At 70.2% G+C, this 25,765-nt stretch carries 25 protein-coding genes; 13 read left to right on the forward strand and 12 right to left on the reverse strand.

The annotated features are described in order from the left end of the window. Positions 1 to 60 precede the first annotated feature (60 nt). The 3 genes from ACX27O_RS06220 (at position 61) to ACX27O_RS06230 (ending at position 4,010) form a co-directional block, all read left to right on the forward strand. A complete protein-coding gene (locus ACX27O_RS06220; protein WP_458939037.1) occupies positions 61 to 2,316 on the forward strand; it encodes a putative bifunctional diguanylate cyclase/phosphodiesterase in 2,256 nt (751 codons plus the stop codon). 50 nt (positions 2,317 to 2,366) lie between these two features. After that, on the forward strand, positions 2,367 to 3,125 hold the full coding sequence (locus ACX27O_RS06225; protein WP_358125376.1) for a MerR family transcriptional regulator: 759 nt from the start codon (positions 2,367 to 2,369) through the stop codon (positions 3,123 to 3,125). Between the two features lie 105 nt (positions 3,126 to 3,230). After that, a complete protein-coding gene (locus tag ACX27O_RS06230; RefSeq protein ID WP_458939038.1) occupies positions 3,231 to 4,010 on the forward strand; it encodes a hypothetical protein in 780 nt (259 codons plus the stop codon). A 7-nt stretch (positions 4,011 to 4,017) separates the two neighbouring features. Here ACX27O_RS06230 and ACX27O_RS06235 read toward each other — a convergent pair whose 3' ends face one another. Further along, positions 4,018 to 5,274 (reverse strand): serine hydrolase, encoded by a 1,257-nt coding sequence (locus ACX27O_RS06235; RefSeq protein ID WP_358125379.1) that lies wholly within the window; start codon positions 5,272 to 5,274, stop codon positions 4,018 to 4,020. A 180-nt stretch (positions 5,275 to 5,454) separates the two neighbouring features. On the opposite strand from ACX27O_RS06235, the gene ACX27O_RS06240 reads away from it, so the two are divergent. Then, complete coding sequence (locus ACX27O_RS06240; RefSeq protein ID WP_358125382.1) at positions 5,455 to 5,775, forward strand: putative quinol monooxygenase; 321 nt, start codon at positions 5,455 to 5,457, stop codon at positions 5,773 to 5,775. A 38-nt stretch (positions 5,776 to 5,813) separates the two neighbouring features. Here ACX27O_RS06240 and ACX27O_RS06245 read toward each other — a convergent pair whose 3' ends face one another. Next, a complete protein-coding gene (locus ACX27O_RS06245) occupies positions 5,814 to 7,391 on the reverse strand; it encodes a gluconokinase (protein ID WP_458939039.1) in 1,578 nt (525 codons plus the stop codon). A 132-nt stretch (positions 7,392 to 7,523) separates the two neighbouring features. On the opposite strand from ACX27O_RS06245, the gene ACX27O_RS06250 reads away from it, so the two are divergent. The 4 genes from ACX27O_RS06250 (at position 7,524) to ACX27O_RS06265 (ending at position 11,868) form a co-directional block, all read left to right on the forward strand. Beyond that, a complete protein-coding gene (locus ACX27O_RS06250) occupies positions 7,524 to 8,675 on the forward strand; it encodes a hypothetical protein (protein ID WP_458939040.1) in 1,152 nt (383 codons plus the stop codon). A gap of 45 nt (positions 8,676 to 8,720) precedes the next feature. After that, the gene (locus ACX27O_RS06255) at positions 8,721 to 9,248 is read left to right on the forward strand and encodes a WapI family immunity protein (protein WP_030331425.1); all 528 of its coding nucleotides are present in this window, start codon (positions 8,721 to 8,723) and stop codon (positions 9,246 to 9,248) included. 129 nt (positions 9,249 to 9,377) lie between these two features. Continuing rightward, entirely contained in the window at positions 9,378 to 10,502 is a 1,125-nt protein-coding gene (locus tag ACX27O_RS06260; protein WP_458939041.1) for an epoxide hydrolase family protein, read from the forward strand. A gap of 151 nt (positions 10,503 to 10,653) precedes the next feature. Continuing rightward, a complete protein-coding gene (locus ACX27O_RS06265; protein WP_458939042.1) occupies positions 10,654 to 11,868 on the forward strand; it encodes a hypothetical protein in 1,215 nt (404 codons plus the stop codon). Positions 11,869 to 11,909: 41 nt separating this feature from the next. Here the strand turns inward: ACX27O_RS06265 and ACX27O_RS06270 are convergent, their stop codons facing one another. Next, positions 11,910 to 12,338: a VOC family protein gene (locus tag ACX27O_RS06270; protein ID WP_458939043.1), complete on the reverse strand. Its 429-nt coding sequence runs from the start codon at positions 12,336 to 12,338 to the stop codon at positions 11,910 to 11,912. Positions 12,339 to 12,409: 71 nt separating this feature from the next. On the opposite strand from ACX27O_RS06270, the gene ACX27O_RS06275 reads away from it, so the two are divergent. Next, positions 12,410 to 12,709: a helix-turn-helix domain-containing protein gene (locus ACX27O_RS06275; protein WP_112582320.1), complete on the forward strand. Its 300-nt coding sequence runs from the start codon at positions 12,410 to 12,412 to the stop codon at positions 12,707 to 12,709. A 10-nt stretch (positions 12,710 to 12,719) separates the two neighbouring features. On the opposite strand, the gene ACX27O_RS06280 is transcribed toward ACX27O_RS06275, so the two are convergent. From ACX27O_RS06280 to ACX27O_RS06295, 4 genes are all read right to left on the reverse strand, one after another. Continuing rightward, positions 12,720 to 15,806, reverse strand: coding sequence for a DUF3427 domain-containing protein (locus ACX27O_RS06280; protein ID WP_458939044.1), 3,087 nt, complete (start codon positions 15,804 to 15,806; stop codon positions 12,720 to 12,722). Between the two features lie 138 nt (positions 15,807 to 15,944). Next, a complete protein-coding gene (locus ACX27O_RS06285; protein WP_357638280.1) occupies positions 15,945 to 16,835 on the reverse strand; it encodes an aminoglycoside phosphotransferase family protein in 891 nt (296 codons plus the stop codon). A gap of 23 nt (positions 16,836 to 16,858) precedes the next feature. Then, the gene (locus tag ACX27O_RS06290; RefSeq protein ID WP_357638282.1) at positions 16,859 to 18,223 is read right to left on the reverse strand and encodes an XRE family transcriptional regulator; all 1,365 of its coding nucleotides are present in this window, start codon (positions 18,221 to 18,223) and stop codon (positions 16,859 to 16,861) included. Between the two features lie 209 nt (positions 18,224 to 18,432). Continuing rightward, positions 18,433 to 18,951, reverse strand: a complete 519-nt coding sequence (locus tag ACX27O_RS06295) for a flavoprotein (protein ID WP_458939045.1) — start codon at positions 18,949 to 18,951, stop codon at positions 18,433 to 18,435. A gap of 219 nt (positions 18,952 to 19,170) precedes the next feature. On the opposite strand from ACX27O_RS06295, the gene ACX27O_RS06300 reads away from it, so the two are divergent. The 3 genes from ACX27O_RS06300 to ACX27O_RS06310 all read left to right on the forward strand — a co-directional run bounded on the left by ACX27O_RS06300 (position 19,171) and on the right by ACX27O_RS06310 (position 21,644). After that, positions 19,171 to 20,295, forward strand: coding sequence for an FAD-binding oxidoreductase (locus ACX27O_RS06300; protein ID WP_458939046.1), 1,125 nt, complete (start codon positions 19,171 to 19,173; stop codon positions 20,293 to 20,295). Positions 20,296 to 20,357: 62 nt separating this feature from the next. Beyond that, positions 20,358 to 20,993 (forward strand): hypothetical protein, encoded by a 636-nt coding sequence (locus ACX27O_RS06305; protein WP_458939047.1) that lies wholly within the window; start codon positions 20,358 to 20,360, stop codon positions 20,991 to 20,993. Positions 20,994 to 21,041: 48 nt separating this feature from the next. Continuing rightward, the gene (locus ACX27O_RS06310; protein ID WP_167337297.1) at positions 21,042 to 21,644 is read left to right on the forward strand and encodes a GIY-YIG nuclease family protein; all 603 of its coding nucleotides are present in this window, start codon (positions 21,042 to 21,044) and stop codon (positions 21,642 to 21,644) included. A 162-nt stretch (positions 21,645 to 21,806) separates the two neighbouring features. Here the strand turns inward: ACX27O_RS06310 and ACX27O_RS06315 are convergent, their stop codons facing one another. From ACX27O_RS06315 to ACX27O_RS06325, 3 genes are all read right to left on the reverse strand, one after another. Next, positions 21,807 to 22,691 carry a fibronectin type III domain-containing protein gene (locus tag ACX27O_RS06315; RefSeq protein ID WP_458939048.1) on the reverse strand — a complete coding sequence of 295 codons (885 nt, stop codon included), beginning with the start codon at positions 22,689 to 22,691 and terminating at the stop codon, positions 21,807 to 21,809. Between the two features lie 189 nt (positions 22,692 to 22,880). Next, positions 22,881 to 23,102, reverse strand: coding sequence for a hypothetical protein (locus ACX27O_RS06320; RefSeq protein WP_030331398.1), 222 nt, complete (start codon positions 23,100 to 23,102; stop codon positions 22,881 to 22,883). A gap of 60 nt (positions 23,103 to 23,162) precedes the next feature. Further along, entirely contained in the window at positions 23,163 to 23,996 is an 834-nt protein-coding gene (locus ACX27O_RS06325; protein WP_210858533.1) for a YwqG family protein, read from the reverse strand. Between the two features lie 181 nt (positions 23,997 to 24,177). Between ACX27O_RS06325 and ACX27O_RS06330 the strand changes: the two genes are divergently transcribed. Next, positions 24,178 to 24,807, forward strand: coding sequence for an 8-oxoguanine DNA glycosylase OGG fold protein (locus tag ACX27O_RS06330; RefSeq protein WP_030331394.1), 630 nt, complete (start codon positions 24,178 to 24,180; stop codon positions 24,805 to 24,807). A 12-nt stretch (positions 24,808 to 24,819) separates the two neighbouring features. On the opposite strand, the gene ACX27O_RS06335 is transcribed toward ACX27O_RS06330, so the two are convergent. Together ACX27O_RS06335 and ACX27O_RS06340 are read right to left on the reverse strand one after the other, a co-directional pair. Continuing rightward, entirely contained in the window at positions 24,820 to 25,188 is a 369-nt protein-coding gene (locus ACX27O_RS06335; RefSeq protein ID WP_030331392.1) for a DUF4180 domain-containing protein, read from the reverse strand. Then, complete coding sequence (locus ACX27O_RS06340) at positions 25,181 to 25,633, reverse strand: helix-turn-helix domain-containing protein (protein ID WP_458939049.1); 453 nt, start codon at positions 25,631 to 25,633, stop codon at positions 25,181 to 25,183. The genes ACX27O_RS06335 and ACX27O_RS06340 overlap by 8 nt, the downstream gene beginning before the upstream one ends. Positions 25,634 to 25,765: the final 132 nt, after the last annotated feature.

Below are 25,765 nucleotides of genomic sequence, written 5' to 3' on the forward strand. Positions count from 1 at the left end.
GGGTTTGCCGTGGACCGGTCCTGCCGAGGGTGCACGCACGACGAAAGGGCCGGAGCGACCGTGTCCCGACAGGACGCAACGCAGGCTGCGGGGGCGCTCAACCCCGCCGGTGCGTTCGTCGCGGCTGCGGTCATCCTGCTGGAGGCGGGCTGGCTGGTCGCCGCGATGCCCGGCGCCGCACTGGTCAGTGATGTCGGCGCGATGCTGGTCGCCGGCTGGGCGACACTCGCGTGCGTCGGGGTGGCCCGTCGGCATCCGACGCCGCTGCGTCGCTTCTGGACCCTGCTCGCCGTCACCATGGCGCTCGCCGCGATCGGCCGGGCGATCTGGACGGTGCAGCGGCTCGTCGGCGGCGACCTGCCGCACACGCCGGTGGTCGGGGTGGTCTTCACCGCCGGCATCCTCACCGGCACGGCCGCGCTGCTCAGCTCGCCGTCCGCACCACGGACCGCGGTCGGTCGGGCCCGTACGCTGCTGGACGGGGTGATCGTCGCCCTGGCCCTGGTGCCGATCGGTTGGGTGCTGGTCTTCCGCGGGGTCGCCGCGGCCGAGCTGGCCGACCCGGCGCGCACGCTCGGGCTGCTCTTCCCGATGTTCGACCTGATGCAGCTCACCATCCTGGTCGCGGCCTCCGGGCCGGCCCGGCCGATGTGGCGGCCGATGAGCATCCTCGCGGCGAGCCTCACCCTGCGGGTCGTCGCCGACGTCGTCTACGTGTCGCTGGTCGCCCGCGCCGACTACGCCGCCGGTCACCCGATCGACCTGTGCTGGCCGTTGAGTTACCTGCTGATCGGCCTGGCCACCCGGAACCCGCCACCACCGGACTGCGACGGCACCGACGACACCGCCGAGTCGCCACTGCCGCCCTGGTGGCGGGTGGCGCTGCCGTACCTGCCGGTGGGTGGGGCGATCGTCGCGGTGGTGCTGGCCCGTCGGCCCACCGGGCAGACCCCGCAGCTGGTGTTCGTGACCATGATGGTGTTGCTGGCGACTCTCGCCGTCCGGCAGGGGTTGGCCGCCAACGAGAACCTCCGGCTGGTGGTCCGGTTGCGTCGGCTCGCGTACGGCGACCAGCTCACCGGGCTGCCCAACCGGCTGTTGTTCAACCGGCGACTGCGGCTGGCCCTGCGCGACGGGCGGCCGGTGGCCGTGCTGCTGCTCGACCTGGACGGGTTCAAGCAGGTCAACGACCGGTTCGGGCATGCCACCGGTGACACCCTGCTGACCGGGCTCGCGGCCCGGATGCGCACTGCCGTCAACGGCGACGGCACCATCGCCCGGCTCGGCGGTGACGAGTTCGCCGTGCTTGTCGACGGCGACCGGCCGGTGTCACCCGAACGGCTCGCCGAGCGGCTGCTCGACGCCCTGCGGCCGTCCGACGACGAGGAGGACGTCGGGGTGCACCCGTCGGCGAGCATCGGTATCGCCGAGTTCGGCCCGCAGCACGCCTCCCACACCGACCTGCTGCGCGACGCCGACATCGCCATGTACGCGGCCAAGGCGGCCGGGAAGTCCGCGTACCGGACGTGCACACCGGCGCTGCGCGAGTCGGCCGTCTCCCGCGCCGAGCTGATCGCCGACCTGCGCCGCGCTGTCGACGAGGATCAACTGCGCCTGGAGTTCCAACCCATCGTCGACCTGAGCACCGGTGCGGTACGCAGCGCCGAGGCGCTGGTGCGCTGGCGGCACCCCCGGCTGGGGATGTTGGCGCCGGCGAAGTTCCTGCCGCTGGCCGAGGAGACCGGGCTGATCCTGCCGATCGACCGCTGGGTGATCCACGAGGCGTGCCGGGCCGCCGCCACCTGGCGGGGGCGGGTGCCGGACGCGACCGTCGCGGTGAACATCGCCGCCGCGCACCTGCGTCGGCCGGACCTGATCGCCACTGTCACCGCGGCCACCAGCGCCGCCGGACTGGCGCCCCGGGCGTTGACCCTGGAGCTGACCGAGTCGGCGCTGATCGAGGGCACCGATGCGGTGCTGGAGCGGCTGCACCAGCTGCGGGAGCTGGGCATCAGGATCGCCATCGACGACTTCGGCACCGGCTACTCGTCGCTGAGCTACCTGCACCGCATCCCGGCCACCGAGTTGAAGATCGACAGGTCGTTCGTGGCGCGGCTGGGCACCGACGACCGGGCGTACGCCACGGTGGAGATGGTCACCCGGCTGGCCGGCGCGTTCGACCTGGCGGTGGTCGCCGAGGGGGTGGAGACCGAACGTCAGCATGAGGCGGTCACCGCGATCGGCTGTCCGCGCGGTCAGGGCTATCTGTACGGGCGGCCGGACGGCCCCGCCATGGTGGGCCAGAATCGGAGTTGACTCTCACGTAACGGCAGGCAGGAGCCTGGTTCCCGGAAGGGAGGGGGACCATGGCGTACACGGTGGGTCAGGTGGCGAAGGTCGCCGGCGTGACGGTGCGGACGCTGCACCACTACGACGAGATCGGGTTGCTCTCGCCCAGCGGGCGGACCTCGGCCGGTTACCGCCGCTACGACGACGCGGACCTGCAACGGCTGCAACTCGTCCTGTACTACCGGGAGCTGGGTTTCCCGCTTGAGGAGATCACCGCGATCATCGACGACCCGGCGGCCGATCCGGCCGCGCACCTGCGCCGACAGCACGAGCTGCTGACGGTACGGCTCAAACGGTTGCAGGAGATGGTCACGGCGATCGAGTTCGCGATGGAGGCGACCAAGATGAACATCCAACTCACGCCGGAGGAGCGGTTCGAGGTCTTCGGTGACTTCAGCCCGGAGGAGCACGAGGCCGAGGCGGAGCAGCGGTGGGGTGACACCGACGCGTACCGGGAGTCGAACCGCCGGGCCTCTCGCTATGGCAAGGAAGACTGGCTGCGGATCAGGGCGGAGAACGAGGACTGGGGTCGGCGGATCGTCGCGTTGATGGCCGCTGGCGCACCCGCGGACAGCGCGGAGGCGATGGAGTTGGCCGAGGAGCACCGGCAGCTCATCAGCCGTTGGTTCTACGAGTGCTCGTACGAGATGCAGACCGGGCTGGCCGACATGTACCTGGCCGACGAGCGGTTCACCGCGCACTACGAGAACATCGCCGAGGGGCTGGCGGCGTATCTGCACGAGGCGATCCACGCGAACGCGATCAGCCGGGCTTGATCGGCCGGCAGGCCGACCGGGACCAACAGCGGGCCGGCGGGCCGACCGGGACCAACAGCAGGTGCGGTCCGGCTACTCTGGCCGGACCGCACCACCCCGGGGGAGATGACAGTGCAGAAACCGAAGCTGATCGCCGCTGGTGTCATCCTGGTCGTGGCGGTCGCCGCGGGGGTGTGGGCACTGGTGGCCACCGGGGATGAGCCCGACGCGGGTCGTCCGGCGGCGTCGGCGGACCCGACCGACGGGGTCGGTGTGCTCAGGGCCGCCGCCGGGAACGTCGACCAGCAGACCTACAAGCTGACGTTGAGCAGCGGCGGGACGACGGGCGGGGACGGCACCGTCGTGCTCTGGGACCCGAAGGCGAAGCGAGGGCTGGAGACCACCTCGCTGAAGGTGCCCACCGGTGAGGTGAAGATCGAACGGCTCACCACCGGGCCGGACGTCTACGTGCGGGTCAGCGCCCCGGACCGGCGCGTTCCGGTCTGGGACGGCAAGACCTGGTGGCATGTCGGCGCTCCGGGTTCACCCCCCGCCAAGCAGGGCCTGGACAACACCCGGCTGGCCGACACGCTCGGCACGGCGACCGCCGTCCGGCAGACCGCCACCCGGGAGTACGCGGGCACGCTGGACCTGCGCCAGAGCAGCGCGGTGCTGGGCGAGGGGGTCGGAGGCGTGCTCGGTGACCGGGCCGGGGCGGTCCCGTTCACCGCTGCTGTCGACGAGCAGGGGCGACTGGTCCGTTACCGCATCGAGCTGGCGAGCGAGCAGTCGGAGGTCGCCCAGCTCGACCTGACGTACTCGGATTTCGGGCTGTCGGTGTCGGCCGACCCGCCGGCGGCCGACCTGGTCGGCGAGGACCCGCCGGCGAACATCCCCGGCGCCTGACGCCAGCTCACTCCTCGACCGCCCCGTCGGCCGGGTCGACCAGGAAGTCGTAGACGGTGCGGGCCATCCGTCGGACCGTCTCGTCGCCGGTGGCCATCGGCCCGGCGGTGAGGAAGGCGACGGCGGTCTCGGTGCCGGGGATCAGGTAGTAGCCGACGTCGTGTGAGGCGTCCGGCAGGTCACCGGTCTTGTGCGCCACCGGCACGCCGGGCGGCAACGCCGCCGGGATCTTCGTGTTCAGGGTCTGTTCCCGCATGAACCCGATCATCAGGTCACGGGAGGCGGGGGTGAGGATCTCGCCGTCCCAGACCGCGCCGAGCAGCGACACCACGTCGTCCGGGCTGGTGTAGTTCTCCTCGCCGCGTTGTGCGGCGGCGCTGTCGAGCATCCGGCGGGCCAGGATGGTGGACCGCTGGTTCATCGAGTCGATCAGCGCGTTGACCGGGGCGAACCCACCCAGGTAGGTGATCAGCACGTTCGCGGCCACGTTGTCGCTGTACTTGATCAGGTACTGGGCGAGCCGGTGCACCGTCACCACCTGCGGGAACGTCTCGAACTGGAGTTGACCGGTGCCGCCGACCACATCCTCGGGGGTGACCAGCACCCCGTCGTCGAGGAAGATCTGTCCACAGTCCACTCGGCGCAGCAGCTCGACCAGGATCCAGAGTTTGATCACGCTGGCCGCCTTGGGGCGCAGCGACCCGTTGACGGCGATCTGCTGGTCGCCGTAGCGGCCGGACAGGTCACGGACGGTGGCCCCGGCCGGGTTGAGGCTCGCGTCGGCGACCACCCGGGCGAGCTGCCCACTGAGCGGGAACAGTCGGGCCCCAGCGACCGGGTCGGTGGGCGGCTGCGGGCTGGTGACCACCGCGCCGGTCAGCGTCGTCGGTGGGCGGTGCTGTGGGATCACCTCCAGCGTGCCCTCGCTGCGCCCGATCAGCGGCACCCGGTAGCGGTAGGCAGTGCCGCCGACGACGAGAGCGCCGCTGGCCATCCCGGCGGCGACCCGCATGGTCGGGTCGGCGACCCGGCCGGTGTCCCCGTCGCAGGCGCGGTAGCGCACCGTGTGCCCGAGCGAGTCCACGGCGAACACCCCGCCGGGAAAGGACAGCCAGGACACCTCGCTGGTCGGCGGGCGCTCCGGTGTCGGGTCCAGTCCCGGTTCGTGGCTCTCCGCGGCGGGCCCGCGGCCCGGGCCGTCCGCGGTGGCCGGCCCGGTCGTCGCGAGGACCGCGAGCGCGATCGCCGCCGACAGCACCTTCACTGGTACGCGGGCAGAGTTCCCCAGCAGGGAAGATGAGCACCTCTTGTCGCTTTTTTTCACGTTTGCACGATATGAAGCGCCGGAGGCTGGTGAGGCCGGCGGGACCGGCGTCACCCGTCTGGGCGGCGATGTCCTGACGAGCGTGATGACACAGAGACATCACAATGACTCACAGGCATCATGCTCATCAGCAATCCCGATCCCTGGAGGCCCACCTTGTTGATCATCGCTGGCAGTCTGCGGGTCGAACCGGCCGCACGCGAGGCCTACCTGTCCGGCTGCGCGCAGGTCATCGCGCAGGCCCGTGCCACCGCCGGCTGCCTCGACTTCCTGCTGGCGGCCGACCCGTTGGAGCCCGGCCGGATCCACGTCTACGAACGGTGGGAGTCCGCAGAGCAGTTGGCCGCGTTCCGTGGCTCCGGGCCGGAGGACGCGCAGGAAGCGGCAATCCTCGACGCCGACGTGCGGCGCTACCTGATCGCCGGCGTCGAGGCGCCCTGACTGGCGAGCCGGCAGCGGTCACTGACTCGGCGCCGCGATCACGTCGGTGGTTCAGGGCCGGTGGGCAGGCCGGGTGCCATCCGACGGATCGACGCGAAGGTGGGCGTGAGGGCGTCGTACAGCTCGGCGAAGAGCGGCAGCAGCGCCGCGTAGGTGGCGGCGGCGGCCGGGTCGGGGCGGATCGTCTCCTCGATCTGCACCAGGTCGGCGGCGACGTCGATGCTGGGGATCAGCCCGAGCGCCTCCATGCCGAGCAGCGCCGCGCCGAAGCTCGACCCCTCGTGCGCGGCCGGAAAGCTCACCGGCAGGCCGAGCACGTCGGCGAGCATCTGCCGCCACAGGCCGCTGCGGGCGAAGCCGCCACCGGCCCGGACCTCGCGAACCTCGTTACCGGCCGCGCGCACCGAGCTGAGCACCAGCGCGAGTTGCTGACAAACACCCTCCAGCGCGGCCCGCACCAGATGCTCACGGCGGTGTGCGTGGGTCAACCCCACGTACGCGCCACGCGGCAGGGCGCTCCAGTGTGGTGCCCGTTCGCTGTGCAGGTACGGCAGCATGATGAGCCCGCCCGAGCCGACCGGCGCGCGGGCCGCCAGCGCGACCAGCTCCTCCTCGGCGTGCTCGCCCAGGTCCGGGGCGAGCGCCGCGCCGGCCCACTTGAGCACGATGCCGCCGTTGTTGATCGCGCCGCCGACCGCCCAACGCTGCTCGGTCAGCGCGTAGCAGAACACCCCGCCGAGCGGGTCCACGCCGGGCCGCTCGACCATCACCCGCATCGCGCCGCTGGTGCCGATCGAGCAGGCCACCATGCCGGGGTGCACAGCGCCCAGGCCCAGGTTCGCCAGCGGCCCGTCGCCCGCGCCGACCACCACCGGGGTGCGCTCCGGCAGGCCGGTCTGGGCCGCGCTCTGCGGGGTGAGGTTGGGCAGCACGGCGGTGGTGGCGACGAGCTGCGGAAGCTGTTCCGCGGTGATGCCGGCGATGCGTAGCGCCTCGTCGTCCCACTCCAGTGTGTGGATGTCGAGCAGGCCGGTGGCCGAGGCGATCGAGTGGTCGGTGACCAGCGTGCCGCAGAGCCGCAGCAACACCCAGTCCTTGATGCCCACCCAGTGCGCCACCCGCTGGAAGATTTTCGGCTCCTGCTCGGCGAACCAGAGCAGCTTGGGCAACGGCGACATCGGATGCATCGGCGTGCCGGTACGCCGGTGCAGGGCCAGCCCCGACGGTGCCGCCCGCAGCCGCTCGGCCTGCCGGGTGGAGCGCGAGTCGGCCCAGGTCAGCGACGTGGTGAGGGGGTTGCCGTCAGGGTCCAACCCGATCAGGCTGTGCATCGCGGAGCTGAACGACAACCCGACCACCGGCTGCACCAGCTCGGCCACGACGATGCTGATCGACCTGAGCACCGCATCGAGGATCAGTTGCGGGTCCTGCTCGGCGTAGCCCGGTTGCGGGTTGTTCATCGGGTAGCCGGCCAGGTGGCTGCCGAGCTGCCGCCCGTCGGTGTCGTACGCGACGGCCTTGGTGCTGGTGGTGCCGATGTCGACCCCGATCACGACCCCGGGCAGCGTGACTGCCGGCACGACCGTCACCCCCTCGGAGAACATGAACGTCGGCACCAGTATCCCCCTATCGTGCTGATTGCTCCGCCGATCGGATACTTCGCCCGTTTCGACGTGTCCGGGTGCCGTGCCGCACCTGTTGAACCCGACGACACCCAGATTGGTGGCCTGCGCGGCGAAGGAGTCGGCGTGGCAAAGACTGATTCGACGGGTTCCACATGGCGGTACCGGTGGGCGCACCGGCAGAACGTGCGGCGGGTCAGCACGTTCCGTGGCGCTGAGACGGCGTGGCGGCGACGCGACGACGAGTTACGGCGGCTGCGCGCCCTGGCCGCCGACTTCCAGGGTTCGGCGGCTGCCGGCGCTGGCCTGCCGTTGGAGTTGGCCGGCGACGAGGTGGTGCTCTGGGCACTGCCCGCAGCGCAACTGGTCGAGGTGCGACACACCGCAGTGCTGCCCGCGCCGGACCTGCATGTCGACCCGCGAACCGGGCCGCTGCGTCCACGCCGCCCCGACGGCGTCCGCGTCACCGACGCCGGCATGGCCGTGATCACCAGTCGTCGGCTCGTGCTGCTCGGCGGACGCGGCCGACGCGACTGGGCGTACGGCCGGATGACCGGCCTGGCCCACGACCCGACCGCACCGGTCACCCTGATCCAGGTGCTGGACCGGCGGCGTACCTCCGGGTTGCTGCTGCCCACCGACGCCGCGCCGGATTTCCGGTTCAAGCTCACCCTGGCCTTCGCCGACGCGATCGAACAGCGCTCCGCGGTGCTCGCCCAGCTCGACGAACTGATCGCCGAGCACGCCCAGCTCAAGCCGTTCCGGCCGGCGGTGGCCACCCCCGGGCAGGCCCGACTGTCGTCGTTCGTACCCGGTGGTCGCAGGAGCATCGCGGTGGCGGCGGCCATCGCGCTGCTGGTGCCGGCGGCGCTGATCGAGTCGGACCCGTCCGACCCGACCGGCGGCGCGGAGGTCGCCGCCGCCGCCACCCCGGCGCCCACCCACAGCGGGGCACCGGCGCTGATCCACCCGGTCGACCCGGCGCTCGCGCTGAAGACCCCGCCACCGAAGCAGAAGAAGTCACCGCGCCCCTCGCCCAGCGCGACCACCGACCCGCGCTGCGGGGCACCGGAAAACCCCCTGGGGTACGGCTTCTGCGGCGGCACGCGGATCCGCAAACCGGCCGCCGAGGTGTGCGACTGGTTCGACTGCGTACCGCAGTTCTGGGCGGGTCGCGGCTACCTGGTGCAGTGCCGCGACGGCTCGGTCAGCCTGGCCGGGGGTCGGTCCCACGCCTGTGCCGAGCACCGGGGCGTGCGGCGGATCATCACGAAGTGACCGATTCGGGGCCTGAAGTCCGCTTCGCTCGGCCAGAATGATCGAGTGGAGATCCGGTCCGACGATGGCGCCCGGGTGCGGATACGCCCCGTCGGCTACCAGCCGGGCATCGACCCGCCCGACGACCCCGACGGGGCCACGCCCGGCTGGCACGACTGGCTGCTCATCGAGGTGGACGCCCGCACCGCCGACGGTCAGACGTGGTCACACCACTACCCCAGCCTGATGGTCGAGGAGGCCCGCGCGCTCGGCGGTTGGCTGCACGGGCAGGCCACCGCCGCCCTCGCGTTGAGCGCGCCACCGGCGATGGTCCGGTTCACCGAACCCAACCTGGCCCTGCGCAGCCGGGTGCTGCGCCGCCGCCGGCTGGAGTTGATCGTGGAGTTCTCCGCCGAGTCGTTGCCACCGTGGATGCGCCGCCCGTCCAGCGCGATCTACCCGCTGATCCTCACCGTCTCCGCGGACGCCCTGGCCACCGCCGCCCAGCACTGGGCCGAGCACTGCGAGGCGTACCCGCCGCGTACCCGGTCGAGGTTTCCGACCCGGGGCCGACTCCCCGACCCCCTCGGCTAGAGTGATCTTCGTCAGCCACGAGAGGAGGTGAGCCCGGTGACCACCCATCGTCATTCCTGGGCGCTCCTCTCCGCCGTCCCCCTCAGCTGACCTTCCGCGTCGGGGAGCGCCCTCCTTGTCGGAGGACCAATGTCTTTCTCTTCCTTCCGCATCGACGTGCCCGATGCGGTCCTCAACGACCTACGGGCCCGACTGGCCCGTACCCGATTCACCGACCGCAGCGGCAACCAGCCGTGGCAGGGCGGCGTCGACCCCGACTACCTGCGGGACCTGGTGTCCTACTGGCACGACGGGTACGACTGGCGCGCTCGCGAAGCCGAGCTCAACGCGTACCCCCAGCACCTGGCCGTCGTCGGCGGCCGGAAGCTGCACTTCCTGCACGTCCGGGCCGCGCGCCCGGCGGGTACGCCCGCGCCGTTGCCTTTGATCCTCAGCCACGGCTGGCCCAGCAGCTTCATCGAGATGCTGCCCCTGGTCGACCGGCTGACCAGCCCTGCCGGCGGCGGCTTCGACGTGGTGGTGCCGTCACTGCCCGGCTTCGGCTTCTCGGAGGTCCCAGACGAGCCGGTCACCCGGGCGTTGCTGGCTCGGACGCTGCACGAACTGATGACCGATGTGCTCGGCTACGAGCGGTACGGTGCCTTCGGCGGCGACGTCGGGGGAGTGGTCACGGGCTGGCTCGGTGCCCTCTATCCGGAGCAGGTGGCCGGTATCCACATGATCCATCCACCGTTCCCGGCCAGCTTCGACGCCCGCCCACTGTCGGCGGCCGAGCAGGCGTACCTGGACGCCGAAGCCGCGTACGACGAGACCGACGGCGGCTACAGCGCCATCATGGGCACCCGCCCGGACACTCTCGCGGCGGCGCTCGCCGACTCACCCGCTGGGCTGGCCGCCTGGATCGTCGACAAGTACCGCGACTGGAGCGACAACCACGGGGACCTGGCGAACAGCATCGACCGGGACACCCTGCTCACCATCATCACGCTCTACTGGGTGACCGGCACGATCGGTTCGTCGTTCCGGCAGTACGCGGACTTCGGCCACAACACGCCACGACCCGACATCACGGTGCCGGCCGCGCTCACGGTGAGCACCGAACCTGCGCTGGCCAACTTTCCTCGCTCGATCGCGGAGCGGGCCTGTATCGATATCCGGCACTGGAGTGAGCCGGGTCGGGGCGGGCACTTCATGCCGCTGGAGGAGCCGGACCTGCTCGCTGGCGAGATGAGGAAGTTCTTCACCTCGCTGTAGGGGTGATTCGCGGCGGCGGAGCCGAGCCCAGCGTGGCCGGCTCCGCCGCTGCCGGAAATTCTCTCCTTTCGGACGCAACGGGATGCATCGATGCGGCTCGCGTTGCCTGTCACGTACGTGAGCGGTTGTACCGCGTGTGACCGTGACCTCTGTGGCCTGTGCTCCCTGGCGGATCGCCTGGGCCGAGCGCGAGAACGAGCGCCGGCAGCGCGCGTACCGCGACGCCACCGACGCCTGGCGGCGCCGCGACGACCACCTGGGTCGGCTCCGCATCGAAGCCGCCAGCTTCCTCGGGTGTACGCAGCCGCGCACCGGCCTGCCGGTGGACCTCGACGACGACGAACTCGTCTTCCGCGTCCTCCCCGTCGCCACGCTCGTCGAGGCCGAGGGGCGGCACGTCCCCGGCCTGCCCACCCCGGGCTTGTGTTCCTTCGCTGAGCCGTCTTCTGACGCACTGCCGGCGGGGCTGCGGACCGTCGACAGGGGCATGGCCGTGGTGACCAGCCGACGGGTGGCCTTCGGCGGCGCTGAACACCGGCGCGAGTGGCGGTACGCCGATCTGATCGGCCCCGCCCACCACCCGGACGTCCCGGTCACCCTGCTGCCTGATCGCGGTCGACTGTCCGGCCTCCGGGTCCCGGCTGGTGCCGTGGTGAACTTCCGCTTCTACCTCACCCTCGCCGCCGCCGACGATCGCGTCGCCGTCATCGCGCAGGTCGACGCGCTGCTGGCCGCGCATCGGGCCGCCCGCCCCGCGCCCGTTGTCCTGGCGGAACCGGAGGACGCACCCCTGACCGCGGTACGCCCCGACCGCCGGGCGCTCGGCGCTGCCGCCGTCGCGGCAGTGGTGTTCGTGACCCTCGGCCCGGGTGCGCTGGGCCCCGGTGCTCTGGGACCTGGCGCGTGGGGTTCACACGGGCCGGTGGCCTCGGCGGACATCGTGACCATGGAAGTTCCCAGGGCCGGGGCGCTCCTCGTTCCGATCGGCCCCGCCGCGCCGGTGGTACCCCGGTCGCGGATCGGCTCGGCCGAGAGCGCCGTATGGAGCCCGGCTGTCCGACGGTCGACTCCGCCGGCCGCCTCTACAGTGGTGTCCCCTGTCGTGGCGGTGGCCGTGCCGTCGGCCGCTGCGCCGACCGTCGCCCCGGCCCCGCCGGCCAGTCCGGTGCCCACACCTGACCCGGCCCCCACCACCGACCCACCCGCGTCAGCCCCGCCGACACCGCCCGTCGCGTCGCTCACGCCGACGCCGACCGCGACTGTTACGGCGACGCCCTCACCGGATCCGGGTCTGCTGGCGATCTGTCTGGACCCACTTCAACTGCCGTTGCTGGACCCGCTGCTGTGCCCGTCTCCGGCACCCTGATCAGCGTCCGTGCCGGCGCGGCTGCTCAACTCACGGCCGCTTCAGCCCATGGCGCTGAAGTCGGGAACGGTCAGGGTGCCGTCCTCCGCGAGGGTGAAGCCTGGGTTCCAGGCGATCTCCCACAGGTGGCCGTCCAGGTCGGCGAAATAGCCGGCGTAGCCGCCGTAGAACGTCTCCCGGGCTGGCTTGGTCACCGTTGCGCCGGCCCTGGTCGCGGTGGTGATCACCTCGTCGACCTCGGCCCGGGAACGGACGTTCTGGGCCAGGGTCATCGCGCCGGTGCCCGGCCCTTCGATGCCCGCGTCCTCGGCCAGCTTGTCGCGGCCCCAGAGGACGACGGCCAAGCCGCCGGCCTGGAAGAAGACGGTCTCCTCGACCTCCTGGCCCCGCCAGCCGAGCTGCTCGTAGAACGCCTTCGCGCGGGCCACGTCCGCGACGCCCAGGGTGATCAGGCTGATCCGCTGCTCCATGGTCTTCAACTTAGTGCCACGAGTCCGCTCGCACCTATCATCCCATAGCATTGATGCTATGAGGTGGAGCGATGAGTGATCGCCTGGACTGGAACGACCTGCGTGAGCGCCGGATGGCGGAGCCGGGCGCGGCCGAGACCTACGAGGCCACCCGGATCGCCTTCGAGCTTGGGCAGGAGGTACGCCATCTGCGCGAAGGGCATGGCTGGAGTCAGAGCCAGTTGGCCCGCGCCGCCGGCATGACTCAGTCCGCGGTGGCCCGCTTCGAAGCAGGCGGGACGGTGCCGACCCTGCCGGTCCTGGAGCGGCTAGCTCGCGCCCTGGACCGAAGGCTGGACGTCAGGTTCGCTTCGAACGCAGACGCTGCCTGACTATGCAGGGCTAGGCGGCGATCGTCCGGGCGGTGGCGTAGACGTCGGCGGGTAGGGCGTGGTCAAGGTGCCACAGGACGCGCATAGGTCGGTCGCCGGTATGCGAGTCGTAGGTCATGGTGCCGGCGTAGAGGTACGGCGGTGCGCCCAGGTCACGGTCGGCGATGCGGGTTTCCCGTACGAAGAGGTGCACTGTCGAGCCGCCCGACGTGTAGCGCTGCCCGGTCGCCGACGCCGCCGACGTGGTGCTCTGCGACTCCCACTGGAACAACGTGTCGGTGATGGCCCGGTCGGCGTACATGGTGGTGGGGGAGTAGTGCGCCTCCGACTTGACCAGGGTGACGAAGAACAGGTCGGCCTGGGCGTCGGGCAGCCACTTCACCCCCTCACGCAGTGACCCCGGGTTGGTCATCCCGAAGGCGGCACAAGCCTCGTTGCGGCTGTACCGGGCGTGCACCCGCAACGGCACCGCGCCCGAAGCGACGGTCGGCATCACCCGGTGGATGCGGTCCCGCAGCACCTCGGCGAGCTGCCGCAACTCCGTGCAGCGGGCCGTTTCCTTCCACAGCCGTGCCAGCCGCTCATCGCGCGTCGACAGCGGGGCGTTCGGCCCCCAGAGGCTGAAGTGCAGCATGTCCAACAGTCGACTGTTGCCCGCGTACACCTGCTGACCTGGCGCGGGCGGTCCGGCCGCGACTCGGGTCAGCAGCTCCAGCCGGTCGATGTCGTCGGTGTGCAGCATCCGCCCGATGGCCCGGCCCAGGTCCCGGTCATCGGGGCCGGCGGCGGACGTCTCGATGCCGGCGAGCCGCCGCAGCCCGGTCCAGCCGCCGATGCTGGCCGACCGGTACACGTCCTCGACCTCCAGGCCGGTCTCGCGCAGGAACGTCGCCAGGCTGACGTCGCCGAGCTGTCGCAGCTCGGTCACCAGGCCGGTCTTCGAGGTGGGCAGCGCGCTCTTCAGGTTGGCCAGCACGACTTCCTTGGCCACCCGGTCCAGTTCGACGTGGCAGCCGCTGGGCAGGCTCGGGAAGTCGTCGCGGACCGCCTCGGTGATCGCTCGTCGACTCACCCCGGTCAGGGCACGCCACCGTAGGTCGAAGCGGAAGTTGGCGTGCTGCCCGCCGATGAAGTCGAGCACCGTGAGGCAGGGCTTGTCGTCGTCGAGGCGCAGGCCACGACCGAGCTGTTGCAGGAAGATCGTGGCGCTCTCGGTGGGCCGCAGCATCAGGATCGTGTCGACCATCGGCAGGTCGACGCCCTCGTTGAACAGGTCCACAGTGAAGAGCACCCGCAACTTGCCGGCCTTGAAGTCCCGCAGCATTCCCTTTTGCGTCGAGCGGTCGACTCCCGAGGTCACCGCCGCCGCCGCGACGCCGTGCTGCCTGAACCAGTCGGCCATGAACTCCGCGTGCCCGATGCTGACGCAGAACCCGAGCGCCCGCATCCGACCGACGTCCACCTTGTCGCTGACCGCGCGCAGCACCGACCGCGCCCGCGCGTGGTTGCCGGTGTAGAGGCCGTTGAGTTCTGCCAGGTCGTAGCCCTGGCCACGTTTCCAGGTGACCTGCGACAGGTCCACGTCGTCGTGCAGCCCGAAATACTGGAACGGCGCCAACAACTGCCTCTCCAACGCGTCCCACAGATGCAGCTCAACAGCCGCGCGGCCGTCGAACCACCGGCGCACGTCGCCGCCATCGGTCCGGTCGGGGGTCGCGGTCAGGCCCAGGAGTACGCGGGGGCGCAACCGCTCCAACAGCCGCGTGTACGTCGGTGCCTCGGCGTGGTGGAACTCGTCGACGATCACCATGTCGTACGCCTCGGGGTCGACCTCCCGGCGGTGCAGCGACTGAATGGAGGCGAAGACGTGCTTCCAGCCGTTCGGCTTCTCGCCCGCGACCAAAGTTTCGCCGAAGCTGCCGTCCCCCATGACCTGCCGGAACGTGGACAGGCTCTGCCGCAGGATCTGTTCCTGGTGAGCGACGAAGAGCAGCGAGTCTGCGCGGCCCGCCTTATGTAGCCGGCGGTAGTCGAGGGCAGCGACCACTGTCTTGCCCGTGCCGGTCGCCATCACCACCAAGTTGCGCCACCGTCCATGCACCAACCGCTCCGCGTCCAGGTCGGCAAGGATTTCCGCCTGGTACGGGTACGGGCGCACGTCCAGGTTCGAGATCTCGGTTGGTGCTTCGTCGCGGCGTTCTCCGGTGAGTGCCTGCCGCAGGCGTTCGGCGTCCCTGTCCGCGTCGTACGCCTCGAACGCCGGATCGTTCCAGTAGTCCTCGAACGTCGCCGTGAACGTGTCGATGACGTGTGGCTGCTCGATGTTCGAGATGCGGACGTTCCACTCCACGCCGTCCACCAGCGCGGTCTTCGACAGGTTCGACGAGCCGACGTACGCGGTGGTGGTGCCGTTGCTGCGGCGGAACAGCCACGCCTTGGCGTGCAGCCGGGTAGTCCTCGTCTCGTAGGACACCTTGACCTCAGCGCCGAGCTCTTTGAGTCGGTCCAGTGCTCGCTGATCGGTTGCGCCGAGGTAGGTGGTGGTGATGACGCGAACCTTGCCGCCCCGGGCGATCAGGTCGCGGATGGCGTGCTCGACGACGCGGAGGCCGTACCACTTGATGAACGCGCAGAGCAGATCCACCTGCTCGGCGGAGGCCATCTCGTGGTTGACCTCGTGGCCGATGCGGGGCTGGTGACGGCCGTTGACCAGCAGCGCGCCGGTGGAGAGGGGAGTGGTCGGGCGCTGCGGGAAGGTGGGTTCCGCGGGTGAGGTTGGTGGGGCGGCGATGGCGTGGAGCAGGTGCTTGGCGTCGGTGACCTGGTCCTGCTCCGTCGCTGCCTTCGGGCTCAGGGCGGCGATGGCGTCGGCGATCTGGTTCGCCATCTCGACCTGGTGGTGGAGCTTGTCGTCGCCGTTGGGGAGGGATTGGAGGGCGCGGGCGGCCAGGGTGGCGATGTGCCGGGCGAGGGTGTGGTGCGCGTCGGCGGGGTCGAGTTTGTGGTGCTGGATCAGGGCGGGATCGACGTGCTGGAGTTGGTTGGCCAGCTCGCGGGTGATGAGGTGCTCGTACACACCCCGCTCAAGATCCGTCATCCAGGCAAGGTAGCCGGCAGGCGCGCTGCGACGCTGCCCTGACTGCGCGTCGAGATCCCCGTGTCGGGTCATCGACAGAAGTCCAAAGGCCTCGGACCCCACGCCAGCCGTCATCCCATAAGGACGTGGTCGATTGGGTCAACAGCGGCTGGTTGGCAGAGCAAGATCGGCGAAGGGCGTCCAGCGGGCTGTCGGATCGCTCAGTCGTACCGAACGGAGCCGGTTTGCGAACTCGCCTGCGACGCTCGGCCCGGTAGTGAGAAGCGGTACGGCAGCTGCGATCATCTTCAACTCCCGCGCATCTCGCAGTAATGGCCAGGACGGGTCGGCGGTGACGTCGAAGCCATAAGCGGTGGCCAAGGAACCGTGCCTCCCTGTTCCTCCGAACCTCGCCTCGCCGACCGCGACCGCTGCTAGGTCGACCTGCCACGGGCCGACGCAGGTGGCGTCGAAGTCGCATAGGACCGTGCGGCCCGACGGCTCCCGGAGGAGGTTGCCGGCGTGGGCATCTCCGTGGACCAGGGTCCGCGTTCCGCTACCAACGAGGTTCGCGACTTCTGGTTCAAGTCGGTCACACCAGTCGGCCAGGAAGTCCCGGTCGGGCTTGCTGAGTTGGTCCGCGTCGGCCAGCCGCCGCCGTGCGTCGCCGATGGGATCCCAAAGTGGCAGCGGAAAGGCGGGCACACCGAGAGCATGAAATGTCCGCAACGCCGCGCCGAGGTCTTCCACGGTTGGAGGATGTGGATGCGGTGGGACGAATTGCCACACCGAGGCGACTAGGCCCGCGCGTTCGATCGGCTGCTCGACATCGCGCGCCAGGCGAATCGTCGGCGCGTCGAGCTCAGCGAACCAGCGCGCGAGCTGCACCACCTTCGTCACCCTGTCCCGCAGCTGGTGGGTTCGCGCGATTCGGATGACGAGGCCGGCGTCGGGCAGGGCGAAGACGGCGTTGTTGGTCAACCGCAGCAACCGGGCATCGTGGAACGAGACGTTCAGGGTGGCGGCGATGTCCCGCATGGCCGCCGTCATCGTCTCCTCGGAGAACCGCCCGCTCACGCGGCGGCCGCAGCCCGAGCGGCGATGACCCGTTCGAATTCGGCTACTTCGGAAAGCTCTCGATGCCGTGCGAGATCACGCCGCAGATTGACAATCCGATCGAGTACCCGCCTGGATCTCATCGCCCGTTCCTGCTTCAGCACCCGCGCGCCGACCGCAAGCGCCTGCTCGGGCTCATCGGCCAAGAACAGCGCGCTGCACAGCCCGGCCTCGTTGAGCACAGTGCTGCGAACGTTCCCCGCACCAAAAGCAGCGATGGAATCCCTGCCCCAGCGCACCGCTTCGGACGCGTGCCTGCGGTCTCGCCGTGCCATGTCCCGGTACACGCGCCCATACTGGGCGAACAACTCGCCGCGGTCATAGAAGCCCATCCAGGCCGGCTCACGCTCCTTGTTGATGCGCTCGAACTGGTCGCTCGCCTTTCCGAGGGTTCTCACGGCAGTCTCGTGGTCACCGAGTGCCGCGATCGAGGCCGCCTCGGCGCCCCAGAGCAGGGCTCTTGCCGCTGGCGTTGCCTGCGACCCGAGCTGCGCATGCGTGAGTTGTAACGTCGCGAGGGCATCCCGGTTGTGCCGAAGGTGTTGAAGCTGCTTGACCTGCGCGTACCGGATCATCGCGACGAGCGGTCCGTTGTCGGCAGTCAACGCGGCACGCTCCCCGGCGACGAAGTGTCGTTGCGCGTCGTCGTGCCTTCCCGCGTCGAGCGCAGTCCAGCCGGCCAGCTGTCGAGCTGTCGCCACCGCCGTGATGAGGGGCGGTGTGAGCCCGGCGGGGTGCGACCAATCCAGCATCCGGTATACCGATTCCGCGAACCGGGCTACCTCCCGATACAGCAGACCACCACCGGATTCCCGGTCCACTGACCGGTACAGCTCCAAGACGGCGTTCAGTCGAGCGATATCCGCCGTGCCGATTCGCCGAGGCTGGACCCGTTCGCTGCCGCCCAGGAGGCCCGCGCCCGCAGCGACAGCGGCGATTCCGGCTAGCAGGGCGCGTCGACCCTCGTCGGGTCCAGCGCCGTGTGGATCGGTTACGGCGCGGGCAATCTCGGCTTCCTCGACCGATCGCTGTGACTGTCCCGGAAGTGCGAACCAGAGGCAGGGAGCGGGTATCCCGAGAAGCCGCGCCCAGTGCGCCAATCGGTCCAGGTGCACGAGCGGTGGTCCGTTCTCCACCCGGCTCAACTGTGCCTGCGTGATCCCCAACCACCCGGCCACCACGGTCTGCGGCAACGCGACCCGACCGTGGTACGGATGGCATCGGTAGGCGCGGACCACCCGCCCCAGATGCCGCTCCGCGAGGGCCCGCCGCACCGGCTCGTGTTCCCAGAAGCTCGCCGGCACCACCGGTGGCGTGCTCAACCGGTCCCGCTCGGCGGCCTGGCACGGCGTACACCGTCCGCTGTCGTTGTCCCGGGCCAGCCGTCCGCCGCACCGAGGGCAGTTCGCGTGGGTCACCGGCGGCTCCGTCCGTCTCGCCTCATCCGAGCCTATCCATTGAACACGCTGCGTAGTGAGCTGGTATACGCACGACGCATATCGTCAAAGGACCGCCAATAGGCGGCAACCGTTCAGGACGTGCGTGCCGTCCGCAGCGCGTCGATGACCACGCCCCAACGCCCCGGCCCGTTCATCGAGTCCAGCGGCTTGCCGTCGGCCACGACCACGCCGGCAGCACGCAGAACCTCCAGGTGACCGGAATAGGCCGGATGCGCCGCCAACTCCGCCTTGGTGTGCGGAAACGCGATGATCGGCAACCCCGCGCCCAGCGATTCGTTGAGGACGCCGAGCGCCAGCGTGTCGTTGATGCCCAGCGCCCATTTCGTCACCGTGTTGAACGTGACGGGCGCGGCCAGCACCACATCGGCCGGTGGGTGCGGCTCCGGGTCGCCGGGCATCCGCCACTCCACGCGTACCAGATAGCCGGTCTTGTCTTGCAGCGCCTGACGGTCGAGCCATGGCGCGGCGGTCGGGCTGACGATCATGCAGACCTGCCACTCGTCGACGATCAGAAGGTCGACCAGCTCGTCGATGTGCTCGGCCGGACCTGCGGCGCAGACGACCAGATACAGCACCGGGCGTTCCGTCATGCCCGCAGTCTGCCCGATTCGATCGTCGCGACGTCGACCGCATACGGATCGCGCATGCCGTCGATGATCACTGTGACATGCCGTCGTACCTGGTCAGCCGGGACAGTCGTCGTATGGCCCGGGGCGGGTGCCTTGTCCCGGAGCTGCGCTGGCCCTCAACGGCGCAGCTTCTCCCGCCCGCCCCGGTGCCATGCCACGAAGCAACGTTTTGGAGCCGGCATGCCCACCGTGATCGACGACGACCCCGACCGCCCGAGTCTGGTCGCCGCCTGGGAGTCGGTCGACGTGCGGGCCGCCGCCGACTTCTGGTGCGCCCTCGAAGACCGGCGCCCCGGGCTGCTCCCGCACCGCGACGCGCCGCTGTTCTTCACCGCGTTGGGTCGTCTCCTGGTCGGCGGCGACGACCCGGCGAACCGGGCGGCGCTGCTCCTGGTGCTCGGCCGTGCGTACCGTCATTTCGACCTGCTCCCACACGCCACCACCATCGGCGACGCGTTGCTCGCCACCGTCGCCCGCCACGCGCGCCCACTGTGGACGCCGCAGCTCGCCGTCACCGCCGAGCGCGCCCTGAGCAGCGCCACGCGCGCCATCCGCCGCGCCGCCGCGCGTGCCGGCGACGGCCCGGCCTGGTGGCACGTCCAGGTGATCGACCACGACCGGCCGTCTCCCGACATCGCCATCCTGACGGTACGTCCCTGGCGGCGGCTGCCCTTCCAGCCAGGTCAGGCGGTGCCGGTCTGCACCCCGCGCCTACCCGGTCACTGGCGCTGGCTCTCCCCGGCCAACGCCCCACGCGCGGACGGCACCGTCGAGCTGCACGTCCGCGCCGTACCCGCCGGCACCGTCTGCCACCGCCTGGTCCATGAGGTACGCCCCGGCGAGCTGCTCTGGCTCGGTCCGCCCGTCGAGACCGGGCTGAGCCTCGACCCGGCGAGCACGAACGATCTGCTGCTCGTCGCCGGTGGCACCGGCCTGGCGCCGCTGCGCTCCCTGGTCGAGCAGGTCGCCGCCGCACCGGACGGCCGGCGGGTGACGCTTGTCGTCGGCGCGCGCACGTTCACCGACCTGTACGACTCGATCGCCCTCGACAAGCTGCAATGCGCCCACGACTGGTTGACCATTGTGCCGGCCCTCTCCGAGGACCCCTGCGCGGAGCCGGCCGAGCGGGGCGACGCCTTGACCATCGCCCTCGAACACCACCAGCCCGGCCACGACATCTACCTCTGCGGCCCACCCGCGATGGTGGCCAGTGCGCCGCCACGGCTGCTGGCCCTCGGCGTCCCTGCCTCCCGCATCCACCTGCCCAAGGGGTTCCCCCAACTGATGGCTTCGCCTTCTCATTGATCGATCGCCATGAGAGGCTTGAACGCCTGAGCGTGTTCGCCTCAGTGCGGGGGGTAAGCAGCGTGGAGGATGCTGACGGTCCGTCCCGGTGGTCGATCGAGAAGTTTGGGCTACCTCTGGCAAGCACTCTGCGCACTGCGATCCCGGCCGCCCTGCGCCGCGCGGTCGAACTCGCGCAGGATGCCCGCGATGCCTCGGAGTTGGACACCGATCATGCGTTCGGCCCGGTTCGGTGGAAGCAGCAGTACGAGGTGTTGCACGAATATCTGCACGACCTCCCCGATGTGGTGGGCGTGCACCCACCGGGTGCCCAGGTGAGAGTCACCATCTGTCGGGGCCACCTTCTGCTGCCCTGGCGGTACACGACGCGGAGCGACCTGGACATGCGCGACGCCCGCCCGGGGCGTGACCTCAACCGGCTGATCCGAGACCTGTTGATCCTCTTTGGGCCTGAGCCGAGCCATGAGGAGGTCACTCTGCCGCTGATGCCGCTCACGCCGGAGGAGGCCCGCGACCGCTCGGCTCTTCGGGAGGCCGTGGAGCAGATGACCGACGAGCCGAGGGTGCTGCTCGTCGGGTTCGCCTGCAACTCCGACGAAGGTTTGCTCCGGGTCTCGTGGGGCGAGGCGGCTCTGCTCGGTGGCACCGAACTCAAATGGGGCCACGTCGAGGACCTGCCAGTCGCACGAGCACGGTGACGGCTTCGCGGGACCGCGAAAAATGTTTCAGGTCAGTAGCGTCTGGGCGTGTCCGACACTTCCTCCGACGATCCGCTGTCCGGCTTCAGCCCCGCGCGGCCCTACACACGGGACACCGCCGGTGACGCTCCCCAAACGCCCGGTGTGCACGTGGTTGTCGAGAACGGCGAGGTCGTTTACGTCGGTTCGACCGGGGATCTACGTCGACGCCTCCGCCAGCACCTGACCGGCAATCGGGGCTCATCGGTCCTGCACGACCAGGTCGGCCGGCTGCTCGACCAGCACGGTGCTCCGGCTGCGGCTGCTGACATCGCCAATTGGTTGGCTCACTGCGACCTCCGCTGGCCGCGGACCGACGATGCGCGGGGCGTGAAGGAGGCGCTGGTCGCGACCCTTGGGCCTCGATTCAACAGGCATGTGCCGAAGGAAGCGAGGTTGCCAGAGGTCTCCGCGCAGGTGTTGAACGTTGACGACCTGCTGGACCGAGGGTTGATCTGGATTGACGAGTCGTACGTCTTGCACGTCGTGGGAGGCACCGAGCACTACTCCGGCTACCACGGCCAGCGGATCCGCCTACCGAGGAGGATCGAAGACCTGCCAGACCCGGAAGCGCTGCTTCGGCACCGACGCGACGTGGCATGCATGCCTTGACGTCGTAGAACGCCAGAAGCCAGAGCCAGGGTTCGGGATGGTCGGGGGTAGTTCGCGGTAGAGCGTGATGCCTGTGAGGCATCAATATGACTCACAGGCATCACACTCGTCAGGACAAGTCGGGCCGGACGCCCGTTCGCGCCGCGACCACCAGGCGCGCGGTCAGGAGTAGGTGTCGCCGAACTCGCGTACCCCGTCGACGTCCAGCGTGATCCGGTCGTTCGAGGTCCACTGGCCGGTGGCGGCGAGCCAGCTCGGGTCGTCGCGTTCGTCGATGGTGCTCCAGCTGTGCCGGTGGTGCCGTAGCTGGATCGGCCCGGTCGACTGGCCGGGCGCGAGCGTGCCCTCGGTGAAGGTCAGCTCCACCCAGCCGGGGACTGGCGTTCCGGGGACCGGGTAACTCGGCGGCGCCGGGGTCGTCATCCCGCTGGGCGGCCCGCCTGGCGGGATGAAGAACTGCACGGTCTGCCGGATCCGGTCACAGCCCAGTGCGGCCCAGTCGCAGTTCGGCACCAGCGAGGTGTTGGCGCCCTCGAAGCGCAGGTGGTAGCGCACCTGCACGGTGCTCAGGTCGAGTGGCCCGGTGCCGGTGTTGGTCACCTTCAGCAGGTGCTGGATCTGGTTGTTCGTCGGGGACCAGTCCAGGTTGAAGTAGCTGACCGTCGCGCGGCCCGCCGCGGTGCGCACTGTGGTGGTGGGCGAGGTGTCGGAGTAGCCGCCGAGTGCGCGGGCGGCAATCCCGATCCGGTACGTCGTGCCGGGCGCGAGGTCGGTCAGCGTGATCGTGGTGTCGGTGGTGGAGCCGAGGAAGCGGTACGTGTTCGGCCCGAGCGGCACCTGCACCTCGTAGTTGATCGGCTGCTCGTTGCCAGGCTCGACCCAGGCGGAGGGCGTCCAGCTGAGCGTGAGCTGATGCGGTTCGTTGGCCACCACCGTGGGTGCGCCGGGGGTGCTGATCGCCGGGCCGTCGGCCCGGGCGGCGTTGACGGCGAGCAGGCTCGCCAGCGTGGCTAGGGCGATGGTGGCGGTGACGCGGCGAGCAGGCATAGCCGAATGGTATGCATGCGCATCGATGGCCATCCATCGTCCGTCAGTTCAGTGCGCGCCGACGACGGGCCCAGTCCATTACGCGACGGGTCGGCTCGAAGATGATGCCCGCGCCACGCCGTAGAGACCGACCAGCCGATGCAGGCGCCCTGCGAACACGCGAGCGGCTGCACCGGCTGGGTGGTCGGCTCAGGAGCCGCCCTGGCGCTGGATCCGCCCGTCGCCCGAGACCTTGGCCCGGCCCAGGTCGCGTTCGGTGCCGGCCGGGCCGGTCGCGGTACGGCGGTGCCGTTGGTCGGGCGAGTGCTCCACGGGCGAGCCCTGGCGGCCCGGAGCGCCGCTGCCCGAATGCCGCCGGCCTCGTGCCGACTCGCCGCCGCTGTCGTGTTTGTTCTGCTTGTGGCTACCCATGGATCGCGCGTACCCGGTCCCTGTGCGGCTAGTCCTGAGCCCCCGTCAGCTCCAGCGGCCTCACGGGTTCCAGTAGACGAGGACTCTCGCCTGGTCGAAGCGTCGCTCCTTCAGGTCGGCACGCTGGATCACCCAGTGGATGCTCGCGCCGCCCTGTCTGCCTCCGTGGAATTCGGCCAGCACCACCCAGTCACCATGGTCGGGTGGCCCGCCACCGCGTACCCCTCCGTCGTGGCCGGACCGGCCCGAGGGGTTGGCGCCCAACCAGGCGGGGTTGAAGCCGTTGCATTCAGTGCCGTAGCCGCCCAACAGCAGCGGCGTCCAGCCTCCAGAGAACGGGCCGTCCGGCACCTTGCCCAGGACGTCCTTCCACAACTCGGTCATCTCTTCGAACGGGGGGTCTCCCGGCAGCGGCGGAGACCACGGGGGCCCCGGGATCGTCTTGACGTAGGGCAGCGAGATGTCGACGGTGAGGTGCAGATCGCCCGGTGGGATCTCGGCGTAGACCTCGGCGAACTCTTCGTCGTCCGGCGGAAAGTCAGGCGGGTACTGCTCTCGCTCCTCGACCGCCACGCCTGCCGGCACGTACATGACCTCGCCCCAGCCGCTTTCCTCGGGCCAGCCGAACAACAACAGTTGGCCGTCGGACGGTAGTGGAAGGTCGGTCACGTCTGCCGGAAGGGCAGCGCAGTCGATGGTGGCGATCAGGGGGAACTCGGGGTCCTCGGCGTCAGCCGGAAGCATCACGGGCCCACGGATGGCACCCACAACCGGCCCGTCACCCCCCTGTGTCAGAAAGGCAGACGGGCGGGCAAGCCCCAGCCAGCGCTCCACGTCGCCAGCGGCTATGCCGCGGCGCAGCGCCTCGGCGCGGACCTGATCGAGGATCTTCACGTTTCGGGGAAGCACGGGAGCACCGTAGGTCAACCATGCGACGTTCTCGATCCCGTCAGATGCTGGCTGCCCAAAGACAGGCGTGATACCGCGATTTGCTGTCGGCAGGCAACGGGTGGAAGCGGCCGACCATAGTGTCCGAACCACGGAGTTCTGCGAGCGCGATCTGGGGGAGGCGACCATGCAGGCGACCGGGGGTGTGGTGTTACCGGGGGAGCGGGCTCCGGTCCGGGTCAACATGGACAGATGGCGGGCGGGGCTGCCCCCGGAGGCGTGGCCCGACACCCTGCCAGCTGGCGGGGAGCTCTGGCGGCGCGACGTCTTCGTAGTGGCCGACACGTACCGGGCGGGGTCCGCGAGCCCACGGCAACTACTGACCGCCGTGCTGGCCTGGGCTTACGGACCCCTCGGGTACGGCCCGTGGCGCGCCGCCAGGTCGCTCGACGCCGATCCGGGCGGCAAACGCCTGGCGTACGCGCTGGAGGAGGTTTCCACACCAGCGCCCGACCAGGAGGCGTTGTGTACGGCGTACCGCCGCTTCAGTGACCCCGACCACGCTCGTCTGCCCTGGTTGGGGCCGGGCCTGTTCACGAAGGTCCTCTACTTCGTCGGCTACCGCCGCGGGGTGGGCGGGGTGCAGCCCCTGATCCTCGACCGTGTCGTGGCCAGCCAGCTCCCGGCCGAGGCGGGCGTCGGTCGCCGCAACGGGTGGTCGTCGGAGGAGTGGCTGGCCTATCTCCGCTGGGCGGCCGAGCAGGCTCGGGTCGGGGGAGTGGAGCCGGACACGGTGGAGATGGCGGGTCGTGCCTGACCAGTGAGGTGGCTATCTGCCGGCGCGTAGGCGGGTGTCCAACGCGTCGAGGTCGGGGAGGAACCAGATGTGCCCACCCCGGTTCGACTCGTGCACCAGCGCGCGCAACGCAGAACTCTCCGCGAGCTGCGCCGAGATGTCGCCGACGACTGCCAGTCGCAGCCGGTAGTTGACGAACTTCTGCATCACGTCGCCGGCGAAGCGGGTGCCCAGCGAGAAGAACCGTTCGTCGAGTCGGTTGGCCGGCACGGCGACCACCTGGGCGCCGAGGAACGCCGCCCCGATCAGGTCCAGCGCATCCTGCTCGGTGGCCAGTGGCGGGCCGTCGGGGTCGCAGACCAGCACCGGCACTCCGGCGCGTTCCTGGATCTCGTCAGGCATCGTGGACCTCCCGGTCGAGCAGGCCGTTGTCGGCGTTGAGTACAGCGTCGAGCAGGTGCAGCAACTCGGCGGTGGCGGCCGGGTCACCCAGGATGATGATCTTCATGCGGTGGCGTTGCGCGTCGTAGACGGTCTGCACCCGCAGCGGATTGGCCTGGTCGTGGGCGGTGTTGGCGCTGGTGAGCACGAGCGTGCCGAGCCGGTCGGCGGCGGCTCTGTCGACACCGTCGATCTGGACGATGCTCGACACCTCCGCCTGCCTGGCGAGGCTGGGCGCGGTCGGGGCCCGACCGGTGAGCGTGTCGAGATCACCGGCGGCGATCCGGTACTGCTTGCCGATCCGCACCGCGCGCAGCCGGCCCGAGCGGATGTAGCTGCGCACCGTCCGCACGTGCAGCCCCAGCCGGTCGGCCACCTGCTCAACTGAGTACATGTCTTCCGTCATCGTTCCCTATCCTATGCCGATAGGGAAGTTTAGTGACAGGTAGGGTCGATTCATTGGCGACATCAGCTCGACAGCGCCCTATCGACACGTGCGCTCCCCTGGGATCAGGAGAGGGGATCGGCCGGCTAACTC

The sequence above is a fragment of the Micromonospora sp. SD19 genome, from assembly GCF_054462275.1.

What these genes read in the sequence shown, in the direction of transcription:
- ACX27O_RS06225 (WP_358125376.1), top strand. Translation starts at nt 2,367, where the DNA reads ATGGCGTACACGGTGGGTCAGGTGGCGAAGGTCGCCGGCGTGACGGTG.
- ACX27O_RS06230 (WP_458939038.1), top strand. Translation starts at nt 3,231, where the DNA reads ATGACAGTGCAGAAACCGAAGCTGATCGCCGCTGGTGTCATCCTGGTC.
- ACX27O_RS06240 (WP_358125382.1), top strand. Translation starts at nt 5,455, where the DNA reads ATGCTCATCAGCAATCCCGATCCCTGGAGGCCCACCTTGTTGATCATC.
- ACX27O_RS06260 (WP_458939041.1), top strand. Translation starts at nt 9,378, where the DNA reads ATGTCTTTCTCTTCCTTCCGCATCGACGTGCCCGATGCGGTCCTCAAC.
- ACX27O_RS06270 (WP_458939043.1), bottom strand. Translation starts at nt 12,338, where the DNA reads ATGGAGCAGCGGATCAGCCTGATCACCCTGGGCGTCGCGGACGTGGCC.
- ACX27O_RS06275 (WP_112582320.1), top strand. Translation starts at nt 12,410, where the DNA reads ATGAGTGATCGCCTGGACTGGAACGACCTGCGTGAGCGCCGGATGGCG.
- ACX27O_RS06280 (WP_458939044.1), bottom strand. Translation starts at nt 15,806, where the DNA reads ATGACGGATCTTGAGCGGGGTGTGTACGAGCACCTCATCACCCGCGAG.
- ACX27O_RS06285 (WP_357638280.1), bottom strand. Translation starts at nt 16,835, where the DNA reads ATGACGGCGGCCATGCGGGACATCGCCGCCACCCTGAACGTCTCGTTC.
- ACX27O_RS06295 (WP_458939045.1), bottom strand. Translation starts at nt 18,951, where the DNA reads ATGACGGAACGCCCGGTGCTGTATCTGGTCGTCTGCGCCGCAGGTCCG.
- ACX27O_RS06300 (WP_458939046.1), top strand. Translation starts at nt 19,171, where the DNA reads ATGCCCACCGTGATCGACGACGACCCCGACCGCCCGAGTCTGGTCGCC.
- ACX27O_RS06315 (WP_458939048.1), bottom strand. Translation starts at nt 22,691, where the DNA reads ATGCCTGCTCGCCGCGTCACCGCCACCATCGCCCTAGCCACGCTGGCG.
- ACX27O_RS06320 (WP_030331398.1), bottom strand. Translation starts at nt 23,102, where the DNA reads ATGGGTAGCCACAAGCAGAACAAACACGACAGCGGCGGCGAGTCGGCA.
- ACX27O_RS06330 (WP_030331394.1), top strand. Translation starts at nt 24,178, where the DNA reads ATGCAGGCGACCGGGGGTGTGGTGTTACCGGGGGAGCGGGCTCCGGTC.
- ACX27O_RS06335 (WP_030331392.1), bottom strand. Translation starts at nt 25,188, where the DNA reads ATGCCTGACGAGATCCAGGAACGCGCCGGAGTGCCGGTGCTGGTCTGC.
- ACX27O_RS06340 (WP_458939049.1), bottom strand. Translation starts at nt 25,633, where the DNA reads ATGACGGAAGACATGTACTCAGTTGAGCAGGTGGCCGACCGGCTGGGG.